Annotated in this window: 17 protein-coding genes; all 17 read left to right on the top strand. The window is 62.6% G+C overall.

What is annotated here, in order from left to right; genetic code table 11:
- Positions 1–59: 59 nt before the first annotated feature.
- The 17 genes from AC0L14_RS28415 (at position 60) to AC0L14_RS28335 (ending at position 18,554) form a co-directional block, all read left to right on the top strand.
- Positions 60–1,250, top strand: a complete 1,191-nt coding sequence (locus AC0L14_RS28415; RefSeq protein WP_473485346.1) for an NADH-quinone oxidoreductase subunit D — start codon at positions 60–62, stop codon at positions 1,248–1,250.
- A 439-nt stretch (positions 1,251–1,689) separates the two neighbouring features.
- Positions 1,690–3,015, top strand: a complete 1,326-nt coding sequence (locus tag AC0L14_RS28410; protein WP_473485347.1) for an NADH-quinone oxidoreductase subunit E — start codon at positions 1,690–1,692, stop codon at positions 3,013–3,015.
- 10 nt (positions 3,016–3,025) lie between these two features.
- The gene (nuoF, locus tag AC0L14_RS28405) at positions 3,026–4,330 is read left to right on the top strand and encodes an NADH-quinone oxidoreductase subunit NuoF (RefSeq protein ID WP_473485348.1); all 1,305 of its coding nucleotides are present in this window, start codon (positions 3,026–3,028) and stop codon (positions 4,328–4,330) included.
- A 106-nt stretch (positions 4,331–4,436) separates the two neighbouring features.
- Complete coding sequence (locus AC0L14_RS28400; RefSeq protein ID WP_473485349.1) at positions 4,437–5,132, top strand: NADH-ubiquinone dehydrogenase; 696 nt, start codon at positions 4,437–4,439, stop codon at positions 5,130–5,132.
- Positions 5,133–5,206: 74 nt separating this feature from the next.
- Positions 5,207–7,288, top strand: a complete 2,082-nt coding sequence (gene nuoG, locus AC0L14_RS28395; protein ID WP_473485350.1) for an NADH-quinone oxidoreductase subunit NuoG — start codon at positions 5,207–5,209, stop codon at positions 7,286–7,288.
- 2 nt (positions 7,289–7,290) lie between these two features.
- Complete coding sequence (gene nuoH, locus AC0L14_RS28390; protein WP_473485351.1) at positions 7,291–8,334, top strand: NADH-quinone oxidoreductase subunit NuoH; 1,044 nt, start codon at positions 7,291–7,293, stop codon at positions 8,332–8,334.
- A complete protein-coding gene (nuoI, locus tag AC0L14_RS28385) occupies positions 8,334–8,825 on the top strand; it encodes an NADH-quinone oxidoreductase subunit NuoI (RefSeq protein ID WP_023798861.1) in 492 nt (163 codons plus the stop codon). Before nuoH ends, nuoI begins: the two co-directional genes overlap by 1 nt.
- A 233-nt stretch (positions 8,826–9,058) precedes the next feature.
- Positions 9,059–9,679, top strand: a complete 621-nt coding sequence (locus AC0L14_RS28380) for an NADH-quinone oxidoreductase subunit J (RefSeq protein WP_473485353.1) — start codon at positions 9,059–9,061, stop codon at positions 9,677–9,679.
- Between the two features lie 2 nt (positions 9,680–9,681).
- The gene (locus AC0L14_RS28375; RefSeq protein ID WP_123151865.1) at positions 9,682–9,942 is read left to right on the top strand and encodes a hypothetical protein; all 261 of its coding nucleotides are present in this window, start codon (positions 9,682–9,684) and stop codon (positions 9,940–9,942) included.
- Between the two features lie 7 nt (positions 9,943–9,949).
- Positions 9,950–10,258 carry an NADH-quinone oxidoreductase subunit NuoK gene (gene nuoK, locus AC0L14_RS28370; RefSeq protein ID WP_123151864.1) on the top strand — a complete coding sequence of 103 codons (309 nt, stop codon included), beginning with the start codon at positions 9,950–9,952 and terminating at the stop codon, positions 10,256–10,258.
- An 11-nt stretch (positions 10,259–10,269) separates the two neighbouring features.
- On the top strand, positions 10,270–12,243 hold the full coding sequence (gene nuoL / locus AC0L14_RS28365; RefSeq protein ID WP_473751469.1) for an NADH-quinone oxidoreductase subunit L: 1,974 nt from the start codon (positions 10,270–10,272) through the stop codon (positions 12,241–12,243).
- Positions 12,243–13,739 carry an NADH-quinone oxidoreductase subunit M gene (locus tag AC0L14_RS28360; protein WP_473485355.1) on the top strand — a complete coding sequence of 499 codons (1,497 nt, stop codon included), beginning with the start codon at positions 12,243–12,245 and terminating at the stop codon, positions 13,737–13,739. Before nuoL ends, AC0L14_RS28360 begins: the two co-directional genes overlap by 1 nt.
- A gap of 19 nt (positions 13,740–13,758) precedes the next feature.
- A complete protein-coding gene (gene nuoN, locus AC0L14_RS28355; protein ID WP_095494639.1) occupies positions 13,759–15,195 on the top strand; it encodes an NADH-quinone oxidoreductase subunit NuoN in 1,437 nt (478 codons plus the stop codon).
- A gap of 4 nt (positions 15,196–15,199) precedes the next feature.
- Positions 15,200–16,021 (top strand): biotin--[acetyl-CoA-carboxylase] ligase, encoded by an 822-nt coding sequence (locus tag AC0L14_RS28350; protein WP_473751468.1) that lies wholly within the window; start codon positions 15,200–15,202, stop codon positions 16,019–16,021.
- A gap of 79 nt (positions 16,022–16,100) precedes the next feature.
- Positions 16,101–17,771 (top strand): ribonuclease J, encoded by a 1,671-nt coding sequence (locus AC0L14_RS28345; RefSeq protein WP_473751467.1) that lies wholly within the window; start codon positions 16,101–16,103, stop codon positions 17,769–17,771.
- Between the two features lie 97 nt (positions 17,772–17,868).
- Entirely contained in the window at positions 17,869–18,273 is a 405-nt protein-coding gene (gene mce / locus AC0L14_RS28340; protein ID WP_095494636.1) for a methylmalonyl-CoA epimerase, read from the top strand.
- Positions 18,270–18,554 carry a DUF1467 family protein gene (locus AC0L14_RS28335; protein WP_473751466.1) on the top strand — a complete coding sequence of 95 codons (285 nt, stop codon included), beginning with the start codon at positions 18,270–18,272 and terminating at the stop codon, positions 18,552–18,554. Before mce ends, AC0L14_RS28335 begins: the two co-directional genes overlap by 4 nt.
- Positions 18,555–18,630: the final 76 nt, after the last annotated feature.

Raw genomic sequence — 18,630 nt, 5'->3', positions numbered from 1 at the left:
ATTGAGCTTGATGATCACTACTCACTACTCACTACTGACTCTTCGCCAGAGGCGCCAGAATGGCTGAAACCTCCGTCCGTAATTTTAACATCAACTTTGGACCTCAACACCCTGCAGCGCATGGTGTTTTGAGGCTGGTTCTTGAGTTGGACGGCGAAGTCGTCGATCGCGTCGATCCGCATATCGGACTGTTGCATCGCGGCACTGAAAAGCTGATCGAAGCCAAAACCTATCTGCAGGCCGTGCCCTATCTCGACCGGCTCGACTATTGCGCGCCGATGAACCAGGAGCATGCCTTTGCGCTGGCCGCAGAGCGGCTGCTCGGTATCGAGGTGCCGAAGCGCGGCCAGCTGATCCGCGTGCTCTATTGCGAGATCGGCCGCATCATGTCGCACATCCTCAATGTGACGACGCAGGCGATGGATGTCGGCGCGCTGACGCCGCCGCTGTGGGGCTTCGTCGAGCGCGAAAAACTCATGGTATTCTATGAGCGGGCCAGTGGCTCGCGCATGCATGCAGCCTATTTTCGGCCCGGCGGCGTCCACCAGGACCTGCCGCAGCAGCTGGTCGAGGATATCGGCAACTGGATCGATCCGTTCCTGAAATCGCTCGACGACCTCGACGCACTGCTGACCGGCAACCGCATCTTCAAGCAGCGCAATGTCGATATCGGCATCGTCTCGCTGGCCGACGCCTGGGCCTGGGGCTTTTCGGGCGTCATGGTGCGCGGCTCCGGCGTCGCCTGGGATCTGCGCAAGTCGCAGCCTTACGAATGCTATGCCGAGATGGATTTCGACATTCCAATCGGCAAGAACGGCGACTGCTTCGACCGTTACCTCGTGCGCATGGAAGAGATGCGCCAGTCGGCGAAAATCATGCGCCAGTGCGTCGACCTGCTGCTCGGCAAGGAAGGCACGGGGCCGGTGTCAAACCTCGACGGCAAGGTGGTGCCGCCAAAGCGCGCGGCGATGAAGCGCTCGATGGAAGCGCTGATCCATCACTTCAAGCTCTACACTGAGGGCTACCGCGTGCCGGCCGGCGAGGTCTATGCGGCGGTTGAAGCGCCGAAGGGCGAGTTCGGCGTCTACCTGGTCTCGGACGGCACCAACAAACCCTATCGCTGCAAGCTGCGGGCGCCGGGCTTCGCGCATCTGCAGGCCATGGACTTTTTGTGCCGCGGCCACATGCTGGCCGACGTCACCGCCGTTCTCGGCTCCCTCGACATCGTGTTCGGGGAGGTCGATCGGTGATTCGCCTTCTGAGCCCAATGTTAATCTTCACTGCTGTCGCATGGCACCCTGCATATGCATTCGAGTGCGGGGCGTCTATCGATGCTTCCGATCTCGTGAAGCAGCACTTCAAGCGGAGCTACGTCACGCTTGGCATGCAAGAAAGTGCGACAGCTGAATCTGCCGATGTCGATGCTTTCTATTTCAAGAGAGATACGTGCGAGTGTAGCGTCGCAGCGCCGGATGGCGCGAGTTTCTCTAAGGCGGAAGTATCAGCAGCCGCTTCCGGCAAAGCAGGGCTCGTGCGGCTAGTCGCTCGATTGACTGGCAAGTCCGGCGTTTGCCCGCCTGTCATGACAAATTCGCCGACTTTCCACTGTTTCGACGGTACGGCGAAACTTTGTAAGGAGGCTGCAGCAAGATGACGAACCTATACGTGTTTGGTGAGGTCGATCGCTAGATGTCAGTCCGCCGTCTCGCAGAAGCCAGCCTCCAGCCAGCCGCCTTCGCCTTCAACCGGGCGAATGCGGCAGCGGCGAAGCAATGGATCAAGAAATATCCGAAGGGCCGCGAGCAGTCGGCGATCATCCCCTTGCTGATGCTGGCGCAGGAGCAGGAAGGCTGGGTGACCAAGGCGGCGATCGAGACGATCTCCGACATGCTCGGCATGCCCTATATCCGTGGACTCGAAGTCGCGACCTTCTACACGCAGTACCAGCTCAATCCGGTCGGCACCCGCGCGCATATCCAGGTCTGCGGCACCACGCCCTGCATGCTGCGCGGCTCGGAAGCGCTGATGGATGTATGCCGCTCGAAGATCCATCACGACCAGTTCCACACCAACGACAAGGGCACGCTGTCGTGGGAGGAGGTCGAATGCCTTGGCGCCTGCGTCAACGCGCCGATGGTGATGATTTTCAAGGACACGTTCGAGGATTTGACCCCGGAGCGGCTTGCCGAGATCATCGATCTCTATGACGCCGGCAAGGGCGCCTCGGTGAAGCCGGGGCCGCAGAACGGCCGCATCACCTCCGAGCCGATCACCGGCCTGACGACACTGAAGAGCGAAAAGGCGATCCTGAAGACGACCCGCGACAGGGAAGCCAAGGCAGCCGCCAAGGCCGCCAGGGAGGCAGCACCAGCGGCAATTGTCGCGACGCCAGCCGCTCCGGCCGTACAGGCACCGGCTGCCCCCGTTGCGCCGTCGAAAGCCAGCAAGCCGAAGACCGATGCGCCCGAAACCAGCCCGGCGCTGGAGACGCCTTCTCCGGCAAAGGTCGCACCAGAGACGGAAAAGGCGGCGAGCGTCAGAGCACCGCGGCATTCGGCCGCCAATGCCAACAAGGCCGCGCCGGAAGTCGAAAAGGTTTTGAAACAGCGCAGCGGTCCGATAGTCAAGGCTGAGCCAGCGGCTGCTTTCAAGGCGCCGGAAGCCAAGGGCACGCAGCTCGGCGCTGCCGGTAAGACGGCCGCCGCGAAGACGACCAATGCCAAGCCTTCGCTCGAGGACAAGAACCGTCCGGCCGGCATCGCAAGGCCGGCACTGGTCGACGATCTCAAGCTGATCTCGGGGGTCGGCCCGAGAACCGAAGGCGTCCTGCATTCGCTTGGCATTTTCACTTATGCGCAAGTCGCGTCCTGGAAGAAGGCCGAGCGCGAGTGGGTCGATGGCTACCTCAGCTTCCACGGCCGCATCGAGCGCGATGACTGGGTCAAGCAGGCCAAGGCGCTGGCCAAGGGCGGGGTCGCCGAATATATCCGCGTCTTTGGCAAGAAACCGGTCTGAGGGACGAACAATGCTTCAGGACAGAGACCGCATCTTCAACAACATCTACGGCCGCTTCGACAAGTCGTTGGCCGGTGCGATGGCGCGCGGTGCCTGGGACAACACGCCCGGCATCATCGCCAAGGGGCGCGACTGGATCGTCAACGAGATGAAAGCCTCAGGCTTGCGCGGCCGCGGCGGCGCCGGCTTTCCGACCGGGCTGAAATGGTCGTTCATGCCCAAGCAGAGCGACGGCCGGCCGAGCTATCTCGTCGTCAACGCCGACGAATCCGAGCCCGGCACCTGCAAAGACCGCGACATATTGCGCCACGATCCGCATACGCTGGTCGAGGGCTGCCTGATTGCCGGCTTCGCCATGGGCGCGATCGCCGCCTACATCTATGTGCGCGGCGAGTTCATCCGCGAGCGCGAGGCGCTGCAGCGCGCCATCGACGAGGCCTATGAGGCCAAGCTGATCGGCAAGAACAACACGTCCGGCTACGATTTCGACATCTACGTGCACCATGGCGCCGGCGCCTATATCTGCGGCGAGGAAACGGCGCTGCTCGAAAGCCTCGAAGGCAAGAAGGGCCAGCCGCGGCTGAAGCCGCCATTTCCGGCCAATGTCGGCCTGTATGGCTGCCCGACGACGGTCAACAATGTCGAGTCGATCGCCGTGGCGCCGACCATTTTGCGCCGCGGCGCTGCCTGGTTCTCGTCCATCGGCCGGCCCAACAATGTCGGCACCAAGCTGTTCTGCATCTCCGGCCACGTCAACAATCCGTGCACCGTCGAAGAAGCGATGTCGATCCCCTTCCGCGAGCTGATCGAGACGCATTGCGGCGGCATTCGCGGCGGCTGGGACAATCTGCTGGCGGTCATTCCGGGCGGCGCCTCGGTGCCGCTGGTGCCGGCGGAGCAGATCATCGACGCGCCGATGGATTTCGATGCGCTGCGCGACCTGAAATCGGGCCTCGGCACGGCGGCTGTCATCGTCATGGACAAATCGACCGACATCGTGAAGGCGATTGCCCGGCTTTCCTACTTCTACAAGCACGAGAGCTGCGGCCAGTGCACGCCGTGCCGCGAAGGCACCGGCTGGATGTGGCGGGTGATGGAGCGGCTGGTGCGCGGCGAGGCGCAGAAGCGTGAGATCGACATGCTGCTCGACGTCACCAAACAGGTCGAAGGCCACACGATCTGCGCGCTGGGCGATGCGGCGGCGTGGCCGATCCAGGGCCTGATGCGGCATTTCCGTGGCGAGGTCGAGCGACGTATCGACGAGTTTTCGCGCAATGCGCACCGCGCAGAGCCGGTGATGGTGGCGGCGGAATAGAGACGAATTCGAAATACGGGCGAATGCCCGATTGGAATGCGGGCGCATGCCCGATTTGATGGAATAGGCCGGGGTATACGGAAGAAACGACCAGGAGAGACCACCTATGTCGCTGAATTCGAGACTCAATCATTTGATGCCAGATTTGGACCCGTTCGAAAAAATGAACCAGGACCTGACCAGGATGATGCCGAAGGAGATGGCCAGCGCCGTCAATCTCCTGGCGCACCCTGTCGCGGGTGCGGCAGCGATGTCGGCGCTCGGCATCGGGCTTGCCAATCATGCCTTCGGGGTATGGATGGGCGTGCTCTCGGGCGCCGCCGAGGCCTCGCAGCGCATGTTCCAGCCGGTGGTCGACGATTTCGATGCCAGGGTCGAACGCTTTTCGGCGGCAGGGACAAGCTCCTCGACCAAGGCGCGGGCGGCGACGAAAACCCTGATCGCCGAGGCGCAGTCCTTCGCCAAGAACGTGAATGACATAGCGGCGAACAGCATGGATGGTGCACGAAACGTAACGGATGTGGATGCGGCCGCCGCTCCGGCCCGGTTGATGCCCGAGGATTTCAAGCGGCCCAAGGCTATGGATCGTCCGGAAAATCCGGCCGACCTCAAGGCGATATCGGGCATCGGCCCGAAGCTGGAAGAGGTGCTGAACGGCTTGGGCATCTGGACATACGGCCAGATCGCGGCATGGACGCCGGAAGAGATCGCCTGGGTCGACGATTATCTGTCGTTCAAGGGCCGCGTCGGCCGCGACGACTGGCTTGGCCAGGCGGCGGTGCTGGCCGCGGCCAAACATTGAATTCAATGCCGGGCGCGGTTTCGGTTGCGCCCGGAAAGAAAGATTGCGGAATGTCCGCAGGGGTTTGAGACGACATGGCAAAGCTCAAGGTCGACGGGAAAGAGATTACTGTACCCGACCACTACACGCTGCTGCAGGCAGCCGAGGACGCCGGCGCGGAAGTGCCGCGCTTCTGCTTCCATGAGCGGCTGTCGATCGCCGGCAATTGCCGCATGTGCCTGATCGAGGTGAAAGGCGGGCCACCCAAGCCGCAGGCGTCCTGTGCCATGGGCGTGCGCGATCTGCGCCCGGGACCGAATGGCGAAACGCCGGAAATCTTCACCAACACGCCGATGGTCAAGAAGGCCAGGGAAGGTGTGATGGAATTCCTGCTGATCAACCATCCGCTGGATTGCCCGATCTGCGACCAGGGCGGCGAGTGCGACCTGCAGGACCAGGCGATGGCGTTCGGCGTCGATTCCTCGCGCTATCACGAGAACAAGCGGGCGGTCGAAGACAAATATATCGGGCCGCTGGTCAAGACGATCATGAACCGCTGCATCCATTGCACGCGCTGCGTCCGCTTCACCACCGAAATCGCCGGCATTTCAGAGCTCGGCCTGATCGGCCGCGGCGAGGACGCCGAGATCACCACCTATCTCGAAAGCGCGATGACCTCGGAACTGCAGGGTAACGTCATCGACCTTTGCCCGGTCGGTGCGCTGACCTCCAAACCATACGCCTTCCAGGCGCGGCCGTGGGAACTGACCAAGACCGAATCCATCGACGTGATGGACGCCGTCGGCTCGGCGATCCGCGTCGATTCCAGAGGCCGCGAGGTAATGCGCATCCTGCCGCGTACCAACGAGGCGGTGAACGAGGAGTGGATTTCCGACAAGACCCGCTTCATCTGGGACGGCTTGCGCACCCAGCGCCTCGACCGGCCATACGTACGCAAGAACGGCAAGCTGGCCCCGGCAAGCTGGGCCGAGGCTTTCTCCGCGATCAAGGAAGCGGTGTCGAGTACCGCACCCGACAAGATCGGCGCCATATCAGGCGATCTTACCGCCGTCGAGGAGATCTATGCGCTGAAGCTGCTGATGGCGTCGCTCGGCTCGAAGAACACCGACTGCCGCCAGGATGGTGCCGCGCTCGATCCGTCGCTCGGCCGGGCAAGCTATATCTTCAACCCCACCATCGAGGGCATCGAGCAGGCGGACGCGGTGCTGATCATCGGCGCCAATCCGCGCTTCGAGGCGTCCTTGCTCAACGCCCGCATCCGCAAGCGCTGGCGGGTCGGCAACCTGCCGGTCGGCGTCATCGGCGATGTCGGCGATACGCGCTACGACTATGAACAACTCGGCGCCGGAACGGAATCGCTGAAGGATCTGGCCGACGGCAATGGCAAATTCTTCCAGGTGCTGAAGAAGGCGACGCATCCGCTTGTTATCGTCGGTCAGGGCGCGCTGTCGCGCTCCGACGGCGCGGCCGTGCTCGGCCAGGCGGCGAAGCTTAGCCTGGCCGTCAATGCCGCGAGAGCCGACTGGAACGGCTTTGCCGTGCTGCACACTGCGGCGGGGCGTGTCGGCGGTCTTGATGTCGGCTTCGTGCCGGGCGAGGGCGGCAAGAACGTCGCCGGCATGCTGGGCGACATGGACGTGCTGTTCCTGCTCGGCGCCGACGAGATCGCCATGGCCAAGACCGGCGGCGCCTTCGTCGTCTATATCGGCACGCATGGCGACCACGGCGCGCACCGCGCCGACGTCATCCTGCCGGGCGCCGCCTATACCGAAAAGTCGGGCACCTACGTCAACACCGAGGGCCGCGTGCAGCAGACCAACCGTGCCGGCTTCGCGCCGGGCGATGCGCGCGAGGACTGGGCGATCCTGCGGGCGCTGTCGGATGTGCTGGGCAAGAAGCTGTCGTTCGATTCACTGCCGCAGCTTCGCGCAAAACTCTATGGCGAATACCCGCATCTCGCCCGCATCGACCAGGTCGCGGCCGGCAACGCTGACGATATCGCCAGGGTGGCGAAGCTCGGCGGGCGGCTGAACAAGGGCAACTTCACCTCGCCGGTCAAGGATTTCTACCTGACCAACCCGATCGCGCGGGCTTCCGCTGTGATGGCGGAATGCTCGGCGCTGGCGAAAAACGGCTTCAGGCAGGCGGCGGAATAAGCATGGACACCTTCTTCTCCTTCTACGTGCTGCCGGCGCTGGCCATCCTGCTGAAGTCGGTCGTGCTGATCGTCGTGCTGTTGATCTTCGTCGCCTACATCCTGTACGCGGACCGCAAGATCTGGGCGGCGGTGCAGTTGCGCCGCGGTCCGAACGTCGTCGGCCCATGGGGCACGCTGCAGGCTTTCGCCGACCTTCTGAAGTTTGTGTTCAAGGAACCAGTGATCCCATCCGGCGCCAACAAGGGCGTTTTTCTCCTGGCGCCGCTGGTGTCGGCGGTTCTGGCGATCTCGGCCTGGGCGGTGATCCCGGTCGATGAGGGCTGGGCGATCGCCAACGTCAATGTCGGCATCCTCTATGTCTTCGCCATCTCCTCGCTCGAGGTCTATGGCGTGATCATGGGCGGCTGGGCGTCCAACTCGAAATACCCGTTCCTCGGCGCGCTGCGCTCGGCGGCGCAGATGGTATCCTACGAAGTCTCGATCGGTTTCGTCATCGTCACCGTGCTGCTTTGCGTCGGCTCGCTCAACCTGTCCGATATCGTGCTGTCGCAGCAGGACGGGCTGGGCACACGGATCGGCCTGCCCAACACCTTCCTCGACTGGCATTGGCTGTCGCTGTTCCCGATGTTCGTCATCTTCTTCATCTCGGCGCTGGCCGAGACGAACCGCCCGCCTTTTGACCTTGTGGAAGCCGAATCGGAACTCGTCGCCGGCCATATGGTCGAATATTCGTCGACGCCGTTCCTGCTGTTCTTCCTCGGCGAATATGTCGCCATCGTGCTGATGTGCGCGCTGGCCACCATCCTGTTCCTCGGCGGCTGGCTGCCGCCCTTCGACTTCGCTCCCTTCACCTGGGTGCCGGGCCTGATCTGGTTCGTCCTCAAGGTCTGCCTGGTGTTCTTCATGATCTCGATGGTGAAGGCCTTCGTGCCGCGCTACCGCTACGACCAGCTGATGCGGCTCGGCTGGAAGGTCTTCCTGCCGATCTCGCTGGCGATGGTGGTGATTGTCGCCGCGTTCCTCAAGATCACAGGGTTTGCGTGATGTCTGCTCTAGCCCAAGCCGCAAAGTCGCTGCTCCTGCAGGATTTCGTCAGCGCCTTCTTCCTGTCGATGCGCCAGTTCTTCGCGCCGAAGGAGACGATCAACTATCCGCACGAGAAGGGGCCGACCAGCCCGCGCTTTCGCGGCGAGCATGCACTGCGCCGCTATCCGAACGGCGAGGAACGCTGCATCGCCTGCAAACTGTGCGAGGCGATCTGCCCGGCGCAGGCGATCACAATCGAGGCCGGCCCGCGCCGCAACGACGGCACCCGCCGCACGGTGCGCTACGATATCGATATGGTGAAGTGCATCTATTGCGGCTTCTGCCAGGAGGCCTGCCCGGTCGACGCCATCGTCGAGGGGCCGAATTTCGAATTCGCGACCGAGACGCGCGAGGAACTGTATTACGACAAGGACAAGCTGCTGGCCAATGGCGACCGCTGGGAGCGCGAACTGGCGCGCAACATCTCGCTGGATGCGCCGTACCGCTGACATTTGACGCATGGACGAGGCGAAGGGCCTCGTTCAGAGGATGATCCCGAAAAGTTGCAGACTTTTCGGACAAGATCATCCTCCGGAATTGAAAGTGTCGCATGTTTCTTTTCGATCGGGTCTTTGAACCCGATCGAAACATGCGATAGGAACACGCAACTTGCCGACCGGAGGCGGTGGCAAAAATCGAACAGGACGAACGTCCTGTTCGGACAGGAACCCCGGGGGAACCCATGCTGAACGGACTAGAGGCGGCCTTTTTCTACCTCTTCGCCTTTGTCGCGGTGGCGTCGGCGTTCATGGTCATTTCGGCGCGCAATCCCGTGCATTCGGTGCTGTTCCTGATCCTGACCTTCTTCAATGCCGCGGGCCTGTTCATGCTGACCGGCGCTGAGTTCCTGGCGATGATCCTGCTCGTCGTCTATGTCGGCGCGGTTATGGTGCTGTTCCTGTTCGTCGTCATGATGCTGGACGTCGATTTCGCCGAAATGAAGGAAGGCGCCTTGCAATACGCGCCGATCGGCGCGCTGGTCGGGCTGATCCTGGCGGCTGAGCTGATCGTCGTGCTCGGCGGCTATACGTTCGCGCCGCAACTGGCCGCGACGGTTTCGAAACCCATTCCGGACCTTGCCGCGCGCTCGAACACGGCAGCGCTCGGCGACATCCTCTATACGGACTACCTCTACTATTTCCAGATCGCAGGCCTTGTGCTGCTGGTCGCCATGATCGGAGCCATCGTGCTGACGCTGCGCCACAAGCCGGGCGTCAAGCGGCAGTCGATATCAGCCCAGGTCGGCCGCACGCCGGCAACGGGAATGGAAATCCGCAAGGTCAAGACGGGCGAAGGAATCTGACAATGTTCGACCGTTTGAAGAAAAAATACTGGGGGGAGGAGATTTACTCCAAGTCAGTTGCTTCCGCCAAAAAGGCGTCGGTATTTGTCTGGAATCGCGATGGGAAATTGACGCTTAACATCAGGAGCCAGGACTTTTCCTACGTGCAGGCACCAGGTCGGAATGATGCAACAGTCACCTTCGAGGCTTCTGCAATAAACAGTCTGTTGGACGCCATCGTATCTGCGCGTTCAATCATTCAACAAACGCCGGGAAAGGTTTGATTTGGCCATGGTCGTCGGCATCGCACATTTTCTGACCGTATCGGCGATCCTATTCACGCTCGGCGTGTTCGGCATTTTTCTCAACCGCCGGAACATCATCGTCATCCTGATGTCTATCGAGCTGATCCTGCTCGCGGTCAACATCAATTTCGTCGCCTTCTCGGCAGCACTCGGCGATCTCGTCGGACAGGTGTTCGCGCTGTTCGTGCTGACGGTCGCGGCGGCTGAAGCGGCGATCGGCCTCGCCATTCTCGTCGTCTTCTTCCGCAACCGCGGTTCGATCGCGGTCGAAGACGTGAACATGATGAAGGGTTGACGGAAACCACCATGTATCAGGCCATCGTCTTCCTTCCTCTGCTCGGCTTCCTGATCGTCGGCCTGTTCGGCACGTCGCTCGGCGCCAAGGCGTCCGAATACATCACCTCCGGCTTGCTGGTGATATCAGCCGTGCTGTCGTGGGTCGCCCTCTTCGCCGTCGGTTTCGGCGAGGGCGAGGTGTTCACTGTGCCGGTGCTGCGCTGGATCCAGTCGGGCGGGTTAGAGGCCGCATGGGCGCTCAGGATCGACACGCTGACCGCGGTGATGCTGGTTGTCGTCAACACGGTCTCGGCGCTGGTCCATATTTACTCGATCGGCTATATGCATCACGACCCGAACCGGCCGCGCTTCTTCGCCTATCTGTCGCTGTTCACCTTCGCCATGCTGATGCTGGTGACGGCCGACAACCTCGTGCAGATGTACTTCGGCTGGGAAGGCGTCGGCCTCGCCTCCTATCTCTTGATCGGCTTCTGGTACAAGAAGCCATCGGCCAATGCCGCCGCGATCAAGGCCTTCGTGGTCAACCGCGTCGGCGATTTCGGCTTCGCGCTCGGCATCTTCGGTGTGTTCGTGCTGTTCGGCTCGGTCAATCTCGGCACCATCTTTGCCAATGCGGCGACGTTCGTTCCGGCCGAAGGTGCCCCAGAGGGCGCTGCCGTATTGACCTTCCTCGGCTATGCGCTCGACAAGCAGGCTGCGATGACCGTTGTCTGCCTGCTTTTGTTCATGGGCGCCATGGGCAAGTCGGCCCAGGTGCCGCTGCACACCTGGCTGCCGGACGCCATGGAAGGCCCGACGCCGGTCTCGGCGCTCATCCATGCCGCCACCATGGTGACGGCCGGCGTGTTCATGCTGGCGCGGCTGTCGCCGCTGTTCGAACTGTCGCATTCAGCGCTGATCGTGGTCACCTTCATCGGCGCCTTCACCGCCTTCTTCGCGGCGACCGTCGGCCTCGTCCAGAACGACATCAAGCGCGTCATCGCCTATTCGACCTGCTCGCAGCTCGGCTACATGTTCGTGGCGCTCGGCGTCGGCGCCTATGGGGCGGCGATCTTCCATCTGTTTACGCATGCCTTCTTCAAGGCGCTGCTGTTCCTCGGCTCGGGCTCGGTGATCCACGCCGTCTCCGACGAACAGGACATGCGCAAGATGGGGGGCCTTCGGACGCTCATTCCGAAGACCTACTGGATGATGGTGATCGGCACGCTGGCGCTGACCGGTGTCGGCATTCCGGTGACGGTCATCGGCACCGCCGGCTTCTTCTCCAAGGATGCGATCATCGAAAGCGCCTTTGCCGCGCATAATCCGGTTGCCGGCCTTGCCTTCGTGCTGCTGGTCGTCGCCGCCTGCTTCACCAGCTTCTATTCCTGGCGGCTGATCTTCATGACCTTCCACGGCCAGCCGCGGGCGAGCCACGAGGTGATGCACCATGTCCATGAATCGCCGCCGGTCATGCTGGTGCCGCTGTTCATCCTGGCGGCGGGCTCGCTGTTCGCCGGCCTGATCTTCCATGGCGCCTTCATCGGCGAGGGCTATGCCGAGTTCTGGAAGGCGTCGCTGTTCACGCTGCCGGAAAACCATATTCTGCACGACATCCACGAAGTGCCGTTATGGGTGAAGCTGGCGCCGTTCATCGCCATGCTGATCGGCTTTGCGATTGCCTGGCAATTCTACATCCGCGCGCCGGAAATGCCGAAGAATTTGGCGGCGCAGCATCGCGGGCTCTACGCCTTCCTGCTCAACAAGTGGTATTTCGACGAACTCTACGACCTCCTGTTCGTGCGGCCGGCAAAACGCCTCGGCCACTTCCTGTGGAAGACCGGTGACGGCACCGTCATCGACGGACTTGGTCCGGACGGCGTTTCGGCGCGCGTCGTCGACGTCACCAACCGGGTCGTCAAGCTGCAGACCGGCTACCTCTATCACTATGCCTTCGCCATGCTGATCGGCGTTGCCGCACTCGTCACCTGGATGATGCTCTGATGAAGATCCTCTCGCTGGTCACCTTCCTGCCGCTGGTTGGTGTGCTGCTCATCCTGTTCGTGCGTGACGACAGCGAAAATGCCCGCCGCAACATCCGCGCCATCGCGTTGTGGACGACGAGCATCACCTTCATCATCTCGCTGTTCATCTGGACCGGCTTCGACAATTCGGAGCCTGGCTTCCAGTTCGTCGAGAAGTTTGCCTGGCTGGATTCCGGCATCTCCTACCATATGGGCGTCGACGGCATCTCCATGCTGTTCGTCATCCTGACCACCTTCCTGATGCCGCTCTGCATCCTGGCTTCGTGGGAATCGATCGAGCAACGCGTCAAGGCCTACATGATCGCCTTCCTGCTGCTGGAGACGCTGATGATCGGCGTGTTCTGCGCGCTCGACATCGTTTTGTTCTATGTCTTCTTCGAAGCCGGCCTGATCCCGATGTTCATCATCATCGGCGTGTGGGGCGGCAAGCGGCGCGTCTATGCCTCGTTCAAGTTCTTCCTCTACACGCTGGCCGGCTCGGTGCTGATGCTGCTCGCCATCATGGCGATGTTCTTCCAGTCCGGCACCACCGACATTCCGACGCTTCTGACGCACAACTTCCCGGCCACCATGCAGACCTGGCTATGGCTCGCCTTCTTTGCCTCCTTTGCCGTGAAGATGCCGATGTGGCCTGTGCACACTTGGCTGCCGGACGCGCATGTCGAGGCGCCGACGGCCGGGTCGGTGATCCTGGCCGCCATCCTGCTCAAGATGGGCGGATACGGCTTCCTGCGCTTTTCGCTGCCGATGTTTCCGATCGCCTCGGAGATGTTCGCGCCGCTGGTCTTCGCGCTGTCCGTGGTCGCCATCATCTACACCTCGCTGGTGGCGCTGATGCAGGAGGACATGAAAAAGCTGATCGCCTATTCGTCGGTCGCCCATATGGGCTTCGTCACCATGGGCATCTTCGCGATGAACCAGGAAGGCGTCCAGGGGGCGATCTTCCAGATGCTGTCGCACGGCCTCGTCTCCGGCGCGCTATTCCTCTGCGTCGGCGTCATCTACGACCGCTTGCACACGCGCGACATCGACGCCTATGGCGGGCTGGTCAACAACATGCCGAAATACGCCACCGTGTTCATGATCTTCACCATGGCCAATGTCGGCCTGCCCGGCACCAGCGGCTTCGTCGGCGAGTTCCTGACCATGCTCGGCGTGTTCCGGGTCAACACCTGGGTGGCGTTCTTCGCCGCCACCGGCGTCATCCTGTCGGCCGCCTATGCGCTCTGGCTCTATCGCCGGGTGATCTTCGGCGCGCTGACCAAGGACAGCCTGAAAGGCCTGCTCGACCTGTCGGCGCGCGAGAAGGTGATCATCTACCCGCTGGCCGCGCTGGTCATCTTCTTCGGCGTCTACCCGGCGCCGGTCTTCGACGCGACGGCCGAATCGGTCAAGGCGCTCGTCACCAATGTCACCGCATCCATCGACACCGCGCAGACCGCGGCGGCTAACTGACTGAGAGGTTTTGCGAACCATGACGCCGGACCTTCTCTCCAGCCTGTCGCTGTCGACACCAGAGCTGATCCTCGCCGTCGGCGCCTTGGCGCTGCTGATGCTCGGCGCCTATTCGCGCGCCAACACCACCACCACGGTGAGCGGCCTTGCCGTCGCCTTCCTGGTGGTTGCCGGCGTCTGGACGATCGTTTCCACCGGGCAGGGCAACGCTTACGGCGAAGCCTTCGTCCAGGATCCCTTCGCCCGTTTCATGAAGGTGCTGGCGCTGATCGGGTCGGCGGTGACGCTGGTTATGTCGATGCGCTTCGCCAAGGCGGAGCATTTCGACAAGTTCGAATATCCGGTGCTGATCCTGCTGTGCACGCTCGGCATGATGCTGATGATCTCGGCCAACGGCATGATCGGGCTTTATCTCGGCCTCGAATTGCAGTCGCTGGCGATCTACGTGCTGGCGGCGATCAACCGGGACAATCTGCGTTCGACCGAGGCGGGTTTGAAATACTTTGTCCTCGGCGCGCTGTCGTCGGGCATGCTGCTTTACGGCATCAGTCTCGTCTACGGCTACACCGGCAACACCGGGTTCCAGGAAATCGCCACGGCGCTGGGCGGCGGCGAGCGACAGCTTGGCCTCGTCTTCGGCCTGGTCTTCGTGCTGGCCGGTCTCGCCTTCAAGATATCGGCGGTGCCGTTCCACATGTGGACGCCCGACGTCTATGAAGGCGCGCCGACGCCGGTGACGGCCTTTCTCGCCGCGGCGCCGAAGATGGCGGCGATGGCGCTGATCGTGCGCGTCACCATGGGCGCGTTCAAGCCGATCGCCGCCGACTGGCAGCAGATCATCGTCTTCATCTCGATCGCGTCGATGGTGCTCGGCGCCTTCGCGGCCATCGGTCAGACCAATATCAAGCGGCTGATGGCCTATTCCTCCATCGGCCATATGGGCTACGCGCTGGTCGGCCTCGCCGCCAACAGCCAGGCCGGCGTGCGCGGCGTCGCTATCTACATGCTGATCTATCTGGTGATGACGCTCGGCACCTTCGCCTTCATCCTCGCCATGCGGCGCAAGGAAGGCAATGTCGAGCAGATCAGCGATCTCGCCGGCCTGTCGTCGACCAATCCGATCATGGCGACGATCCTCACCATCCTGATGTTCTCGCTGGCCGGCATCCCGCCGCTGGCCGGCTTCTGGGGGAAGTGGTACGTGTTCCTCGCCGCCATCAACGCCAACCTCTACGCGCTGGCGATCATCGGCGTGCTGGCCTCGGTGGTGGGCGCCTATTATTATCTGCGCATCATCAAGATCATGTGGTTCGATGAACCGGTCGGCGGCTTCGTGCCGATGGCGACCGAGCTTCGCGTCGTGCTCGGCGTCTGCGGCGCCTTCGTGCTGTTCTATGTGCTGATCGGCGGGCCGATCGGCACCTATGCCGAAGCCGCCGCCAAGACATTTTTCTGACGGGATGGCATTTCGGCTGGCTCCAACAGCGGCCTCGGAAGGATTCCGGCTCGAGGCACATGACACGGTCGGCTCCACCAATGCGCTGGCGCTGGACCATGCGCGGGCGGGGGATCCGGGCAAGCTCTGGGTCGTTTCAAAAAAACAGGAAAGCGGGCGTGGCCGGCGAGGCCGGGTCTGGGCGACGCCCGAGGGCAATCTGGCGGCGACACTGCTGGTGGTCACCAATGCCGAACTTCGTTTGGCCGCGACGCTCGGCTTCGTCGCCGGCCTGGCGCTGGCCGATGCGCTCGACGCCGTCGTGCCGAAAGGCCGGATCGCAATCGGCCTCGACGGCGGCAGCGATGGAAGAAACCGTTTCGAGCTGAAATGGCCAAACGATGTGCTCGCCTCCGGCGCCAAGCTTGCCGGCATCCTTCTGGAATCGGCGATACTCGAAGGCGATCGCTTCGCGGTGGCTGTGGGCATCGGTGTCAATGTTGTGGCTTATCCCAAAGATTTGCCTTATCCGGCGACATCGCTCAGCGCGCTGGGCGCTGCTTGCGATGCCGAGACGTTGTTTCTGGCGCTGTCGGATGCCTGGAGCGAGAATGCGCGGCTGTGGAATGATGGGCGCGGGCTTTCCGCCGTCAGGCGGCGCTGGCTGGCGCGCGCGGCAGGGCTTGGCGGGCAGGTTGCTGTCAGAATTGACGGTAATGTGGTGCGCGGCACGTTCGAGACCATTGACGAGGACTGCCGTTTCGTGATCCGCGACGATGAGGGTTCGGTTCTGACGATCGCCGCCGGCGACGTGCATTTCGGTGCGGTCGCGTCGGCCCAGGTTTGACGGGCCCAGATTAGACGGACCGGTTTTGACGGGCCCCGTTTGGAAGGGCTTGGCTTGACCGGCCAGGAAAGGAAAGATCATGGCGACAGCGGAAAACGCCGAACTCGTCTTCGTGCCGCTCGGCGGCGTCGGCGAGATCGGCATGAACTTCGCCCTCTATGGCTACGGCCCGGCCAATGCGCGCGAATGGATCGTCGTCGATGTCGGTGTCACCTTTCCCGATGCCAGCCTGCCCGGCGTCGACCTGGTGCTGCCAGACACGCGCTTCATCGAGGAGAACATCGCCAATCTGCGCGGCATCGTCATCACGCACGCGCATGAGGACCATTACGGCGCGCTGCTCGACACATGGCCGAAGCTCAAGGCGCCGGTCTGGATGACGCCGTTCGGCGCTGGATTGCTGGAAGCCAAGCGGCAGGGCGTGCAAGGTGCACCGAAAATCCCGGTGACGATCTACCGCGCCGGCGAAAAATTCAGCATCGGCCCGTTCGAGATCGAGGCCATCCCGGTCGCGCATTCGATCCCCGAACCGATGTCGCTGGCGATCACCTCGCCGGCCGGCACCGTCATCCATACCGGCGACTGGAAGATCGATCCGGCGCCGACGATCGGGCCGATGACCGACGAGGCCCGCTTCCGCGCCTATGGCGACAACGGCGTGCTGGCGCTGATCTGCGATTCCACAAATGCGCTGCGGGAAGGGGAGTCGCCATCGGAAGTGGCGGTGGGCGAGGGCCTCAAGGGCGTCATCCAGAGCGCCAAGGGCCGGGTCGCGGTCACCACTTTTTCCTCCAATGTCGGGCGTATCGTCTCCATTGCCAAGGCGGCACGCGATGCCGGCCGCCAGTGCCTGGTGCTCGGCCGCTCGCTGAAGCGCGTCATCGATGTTGCCGGCGAGCTCGGCTATATGGACGGGCTGCCCGAATTCATCGCCGAGGAGGACTTTGGCTTCATCCCGCGCGAAAACCTCGTCATCATCTGCACCGGCAGCCAGGGCGAGCCGCTTGCGGCCTTGGCAAAACTGTCGCGCGACGAGATGAAATCGGTGTCGCTGACGGCAGGGGACACGGTGGTGTTTTCCTCGCGCACCATCCCCGGCAACGAGAAGGGGATTCTCGAGATCAAGAACCGGCTGATCGATCTCGGCATCAAGATCATCGAGGACGACGATGCGCTGGTGCATGTCTCCGGACATCCGCGTCGCAGCGAATTGCGCAAGATGTATCAATGGGTGCGCCCGCAGATCGGCGTGCCGGTGCATGGCGAGGCGGCGCATCTGGTGGCGCAGGGGTCGCTGATGTCGGTGTCCGGCATCGGCCAGGTGGCGCAGGTCCGCGACGGCGACATGCTGCGGCTCTATCCCGGTACGGCGACGATCATCGACCAGGTGCCGTTCGGCCGCATCTACAAGGACGGCAGGCTGATCGGCACCGACCAGGCGATGGGCATTCGCGACCGGCGCAAGCTGTCCTTTGCCGGCCATGTCGCGGTCAATGTCGTGCTCGACGACAGGTATGAGCTCGCCGGCGATCCCGATCTGGTCGCCATCGGCGTCGCCGAGGCCGATGCCCGCGGCGAGAGCCTGGAAGACCTGATGATCGATGCGGCAATCGGCGCCGTGGACTCCATCCCCCGTCAGCGCCGAAGAGATCTCGACCTCGTGCAGGAGGCAGTGCGCCGCGCCGTCCGCGGCGCCGCCAATGAAGCCTGGGGCAAGAAGCCGCTGGTGACGGTGTTCGTCACAAGGTAAGGGAATAGGGGAGTAGGGCAGTACGGCAGTAGGGGGAGAAAGGAGTTTTTCCCTACTCCCATACTGCCCTATTGCCTTACTGCCCTGAGGAAAACCTATGCTCGGACGCCTGAACCATGTCGCGCTTGCCGTGCCGGATCTGGCCGCGGCGACAGCGGCCTATCGCGATACGCTCGGCGCTCGGGTGAGCGCGCCGCAGGCGCTGCCGGAGCATGGCGTGACGGTGGTGTTCGTCGATGTCGGCAACACCAAGATCGAATTGCTGGAGCCGCTCGGCGAGGATTCGCCGATCGCGGCATTCCTTGAGAAGAACCCCTCGGGCGGCATGCATCATGTCTGCTACGAGGTCGACGACATTCTTGCCGCGCGTGATCACCTCAAGGCCAGCGGCGCCCGCGTCCTTGGCGACGCCGACCCGAAGATCGGCGCGCATGGCAAGCCGGTGCTGTTCCTGCATCCCAAGGATTTCTTCGGCACGCTGGTCGAACTGGAGCAAGCATGAGCTGGGTTTCGTTTCTCGCCCTGTTCTTCATCACATGGTGGGTAGTGCTGTTCGCCATCCTGCCGTTCAGTCTGAGGACGCAGGACGAGGATGAGGACGTGACGCTGGGCACGGTACCCAGCGCGCCGCGCGGACCCCATATGCTGCGCGCCGTGCTGCGGACGACGATTGTCACGATGGTTCTTCTTGGCATCTTCTATGGCATTACGAGGGGGCTCGGCCTCGGCATCGACGACATCCTGCACATCGTGCCGGATTTCAGCCAGAGCCCCGAAAATTAGACCGCCGGGCACGGCTGGCCACATCCTGCATGTGAGCACCAATCCGGGCTGGAAGCCGATGCAGGTTCCGAACCCG

The sequence above is a fragment of the Mesorhizobium sp. WSM4841 genome, from assembly GCF_055811515.1.
The sequence above is the reverse complement of the archived record's forward strand: the minus strand, read 5'-3'. Positions and strand labels throughout refer to the sequence as shown.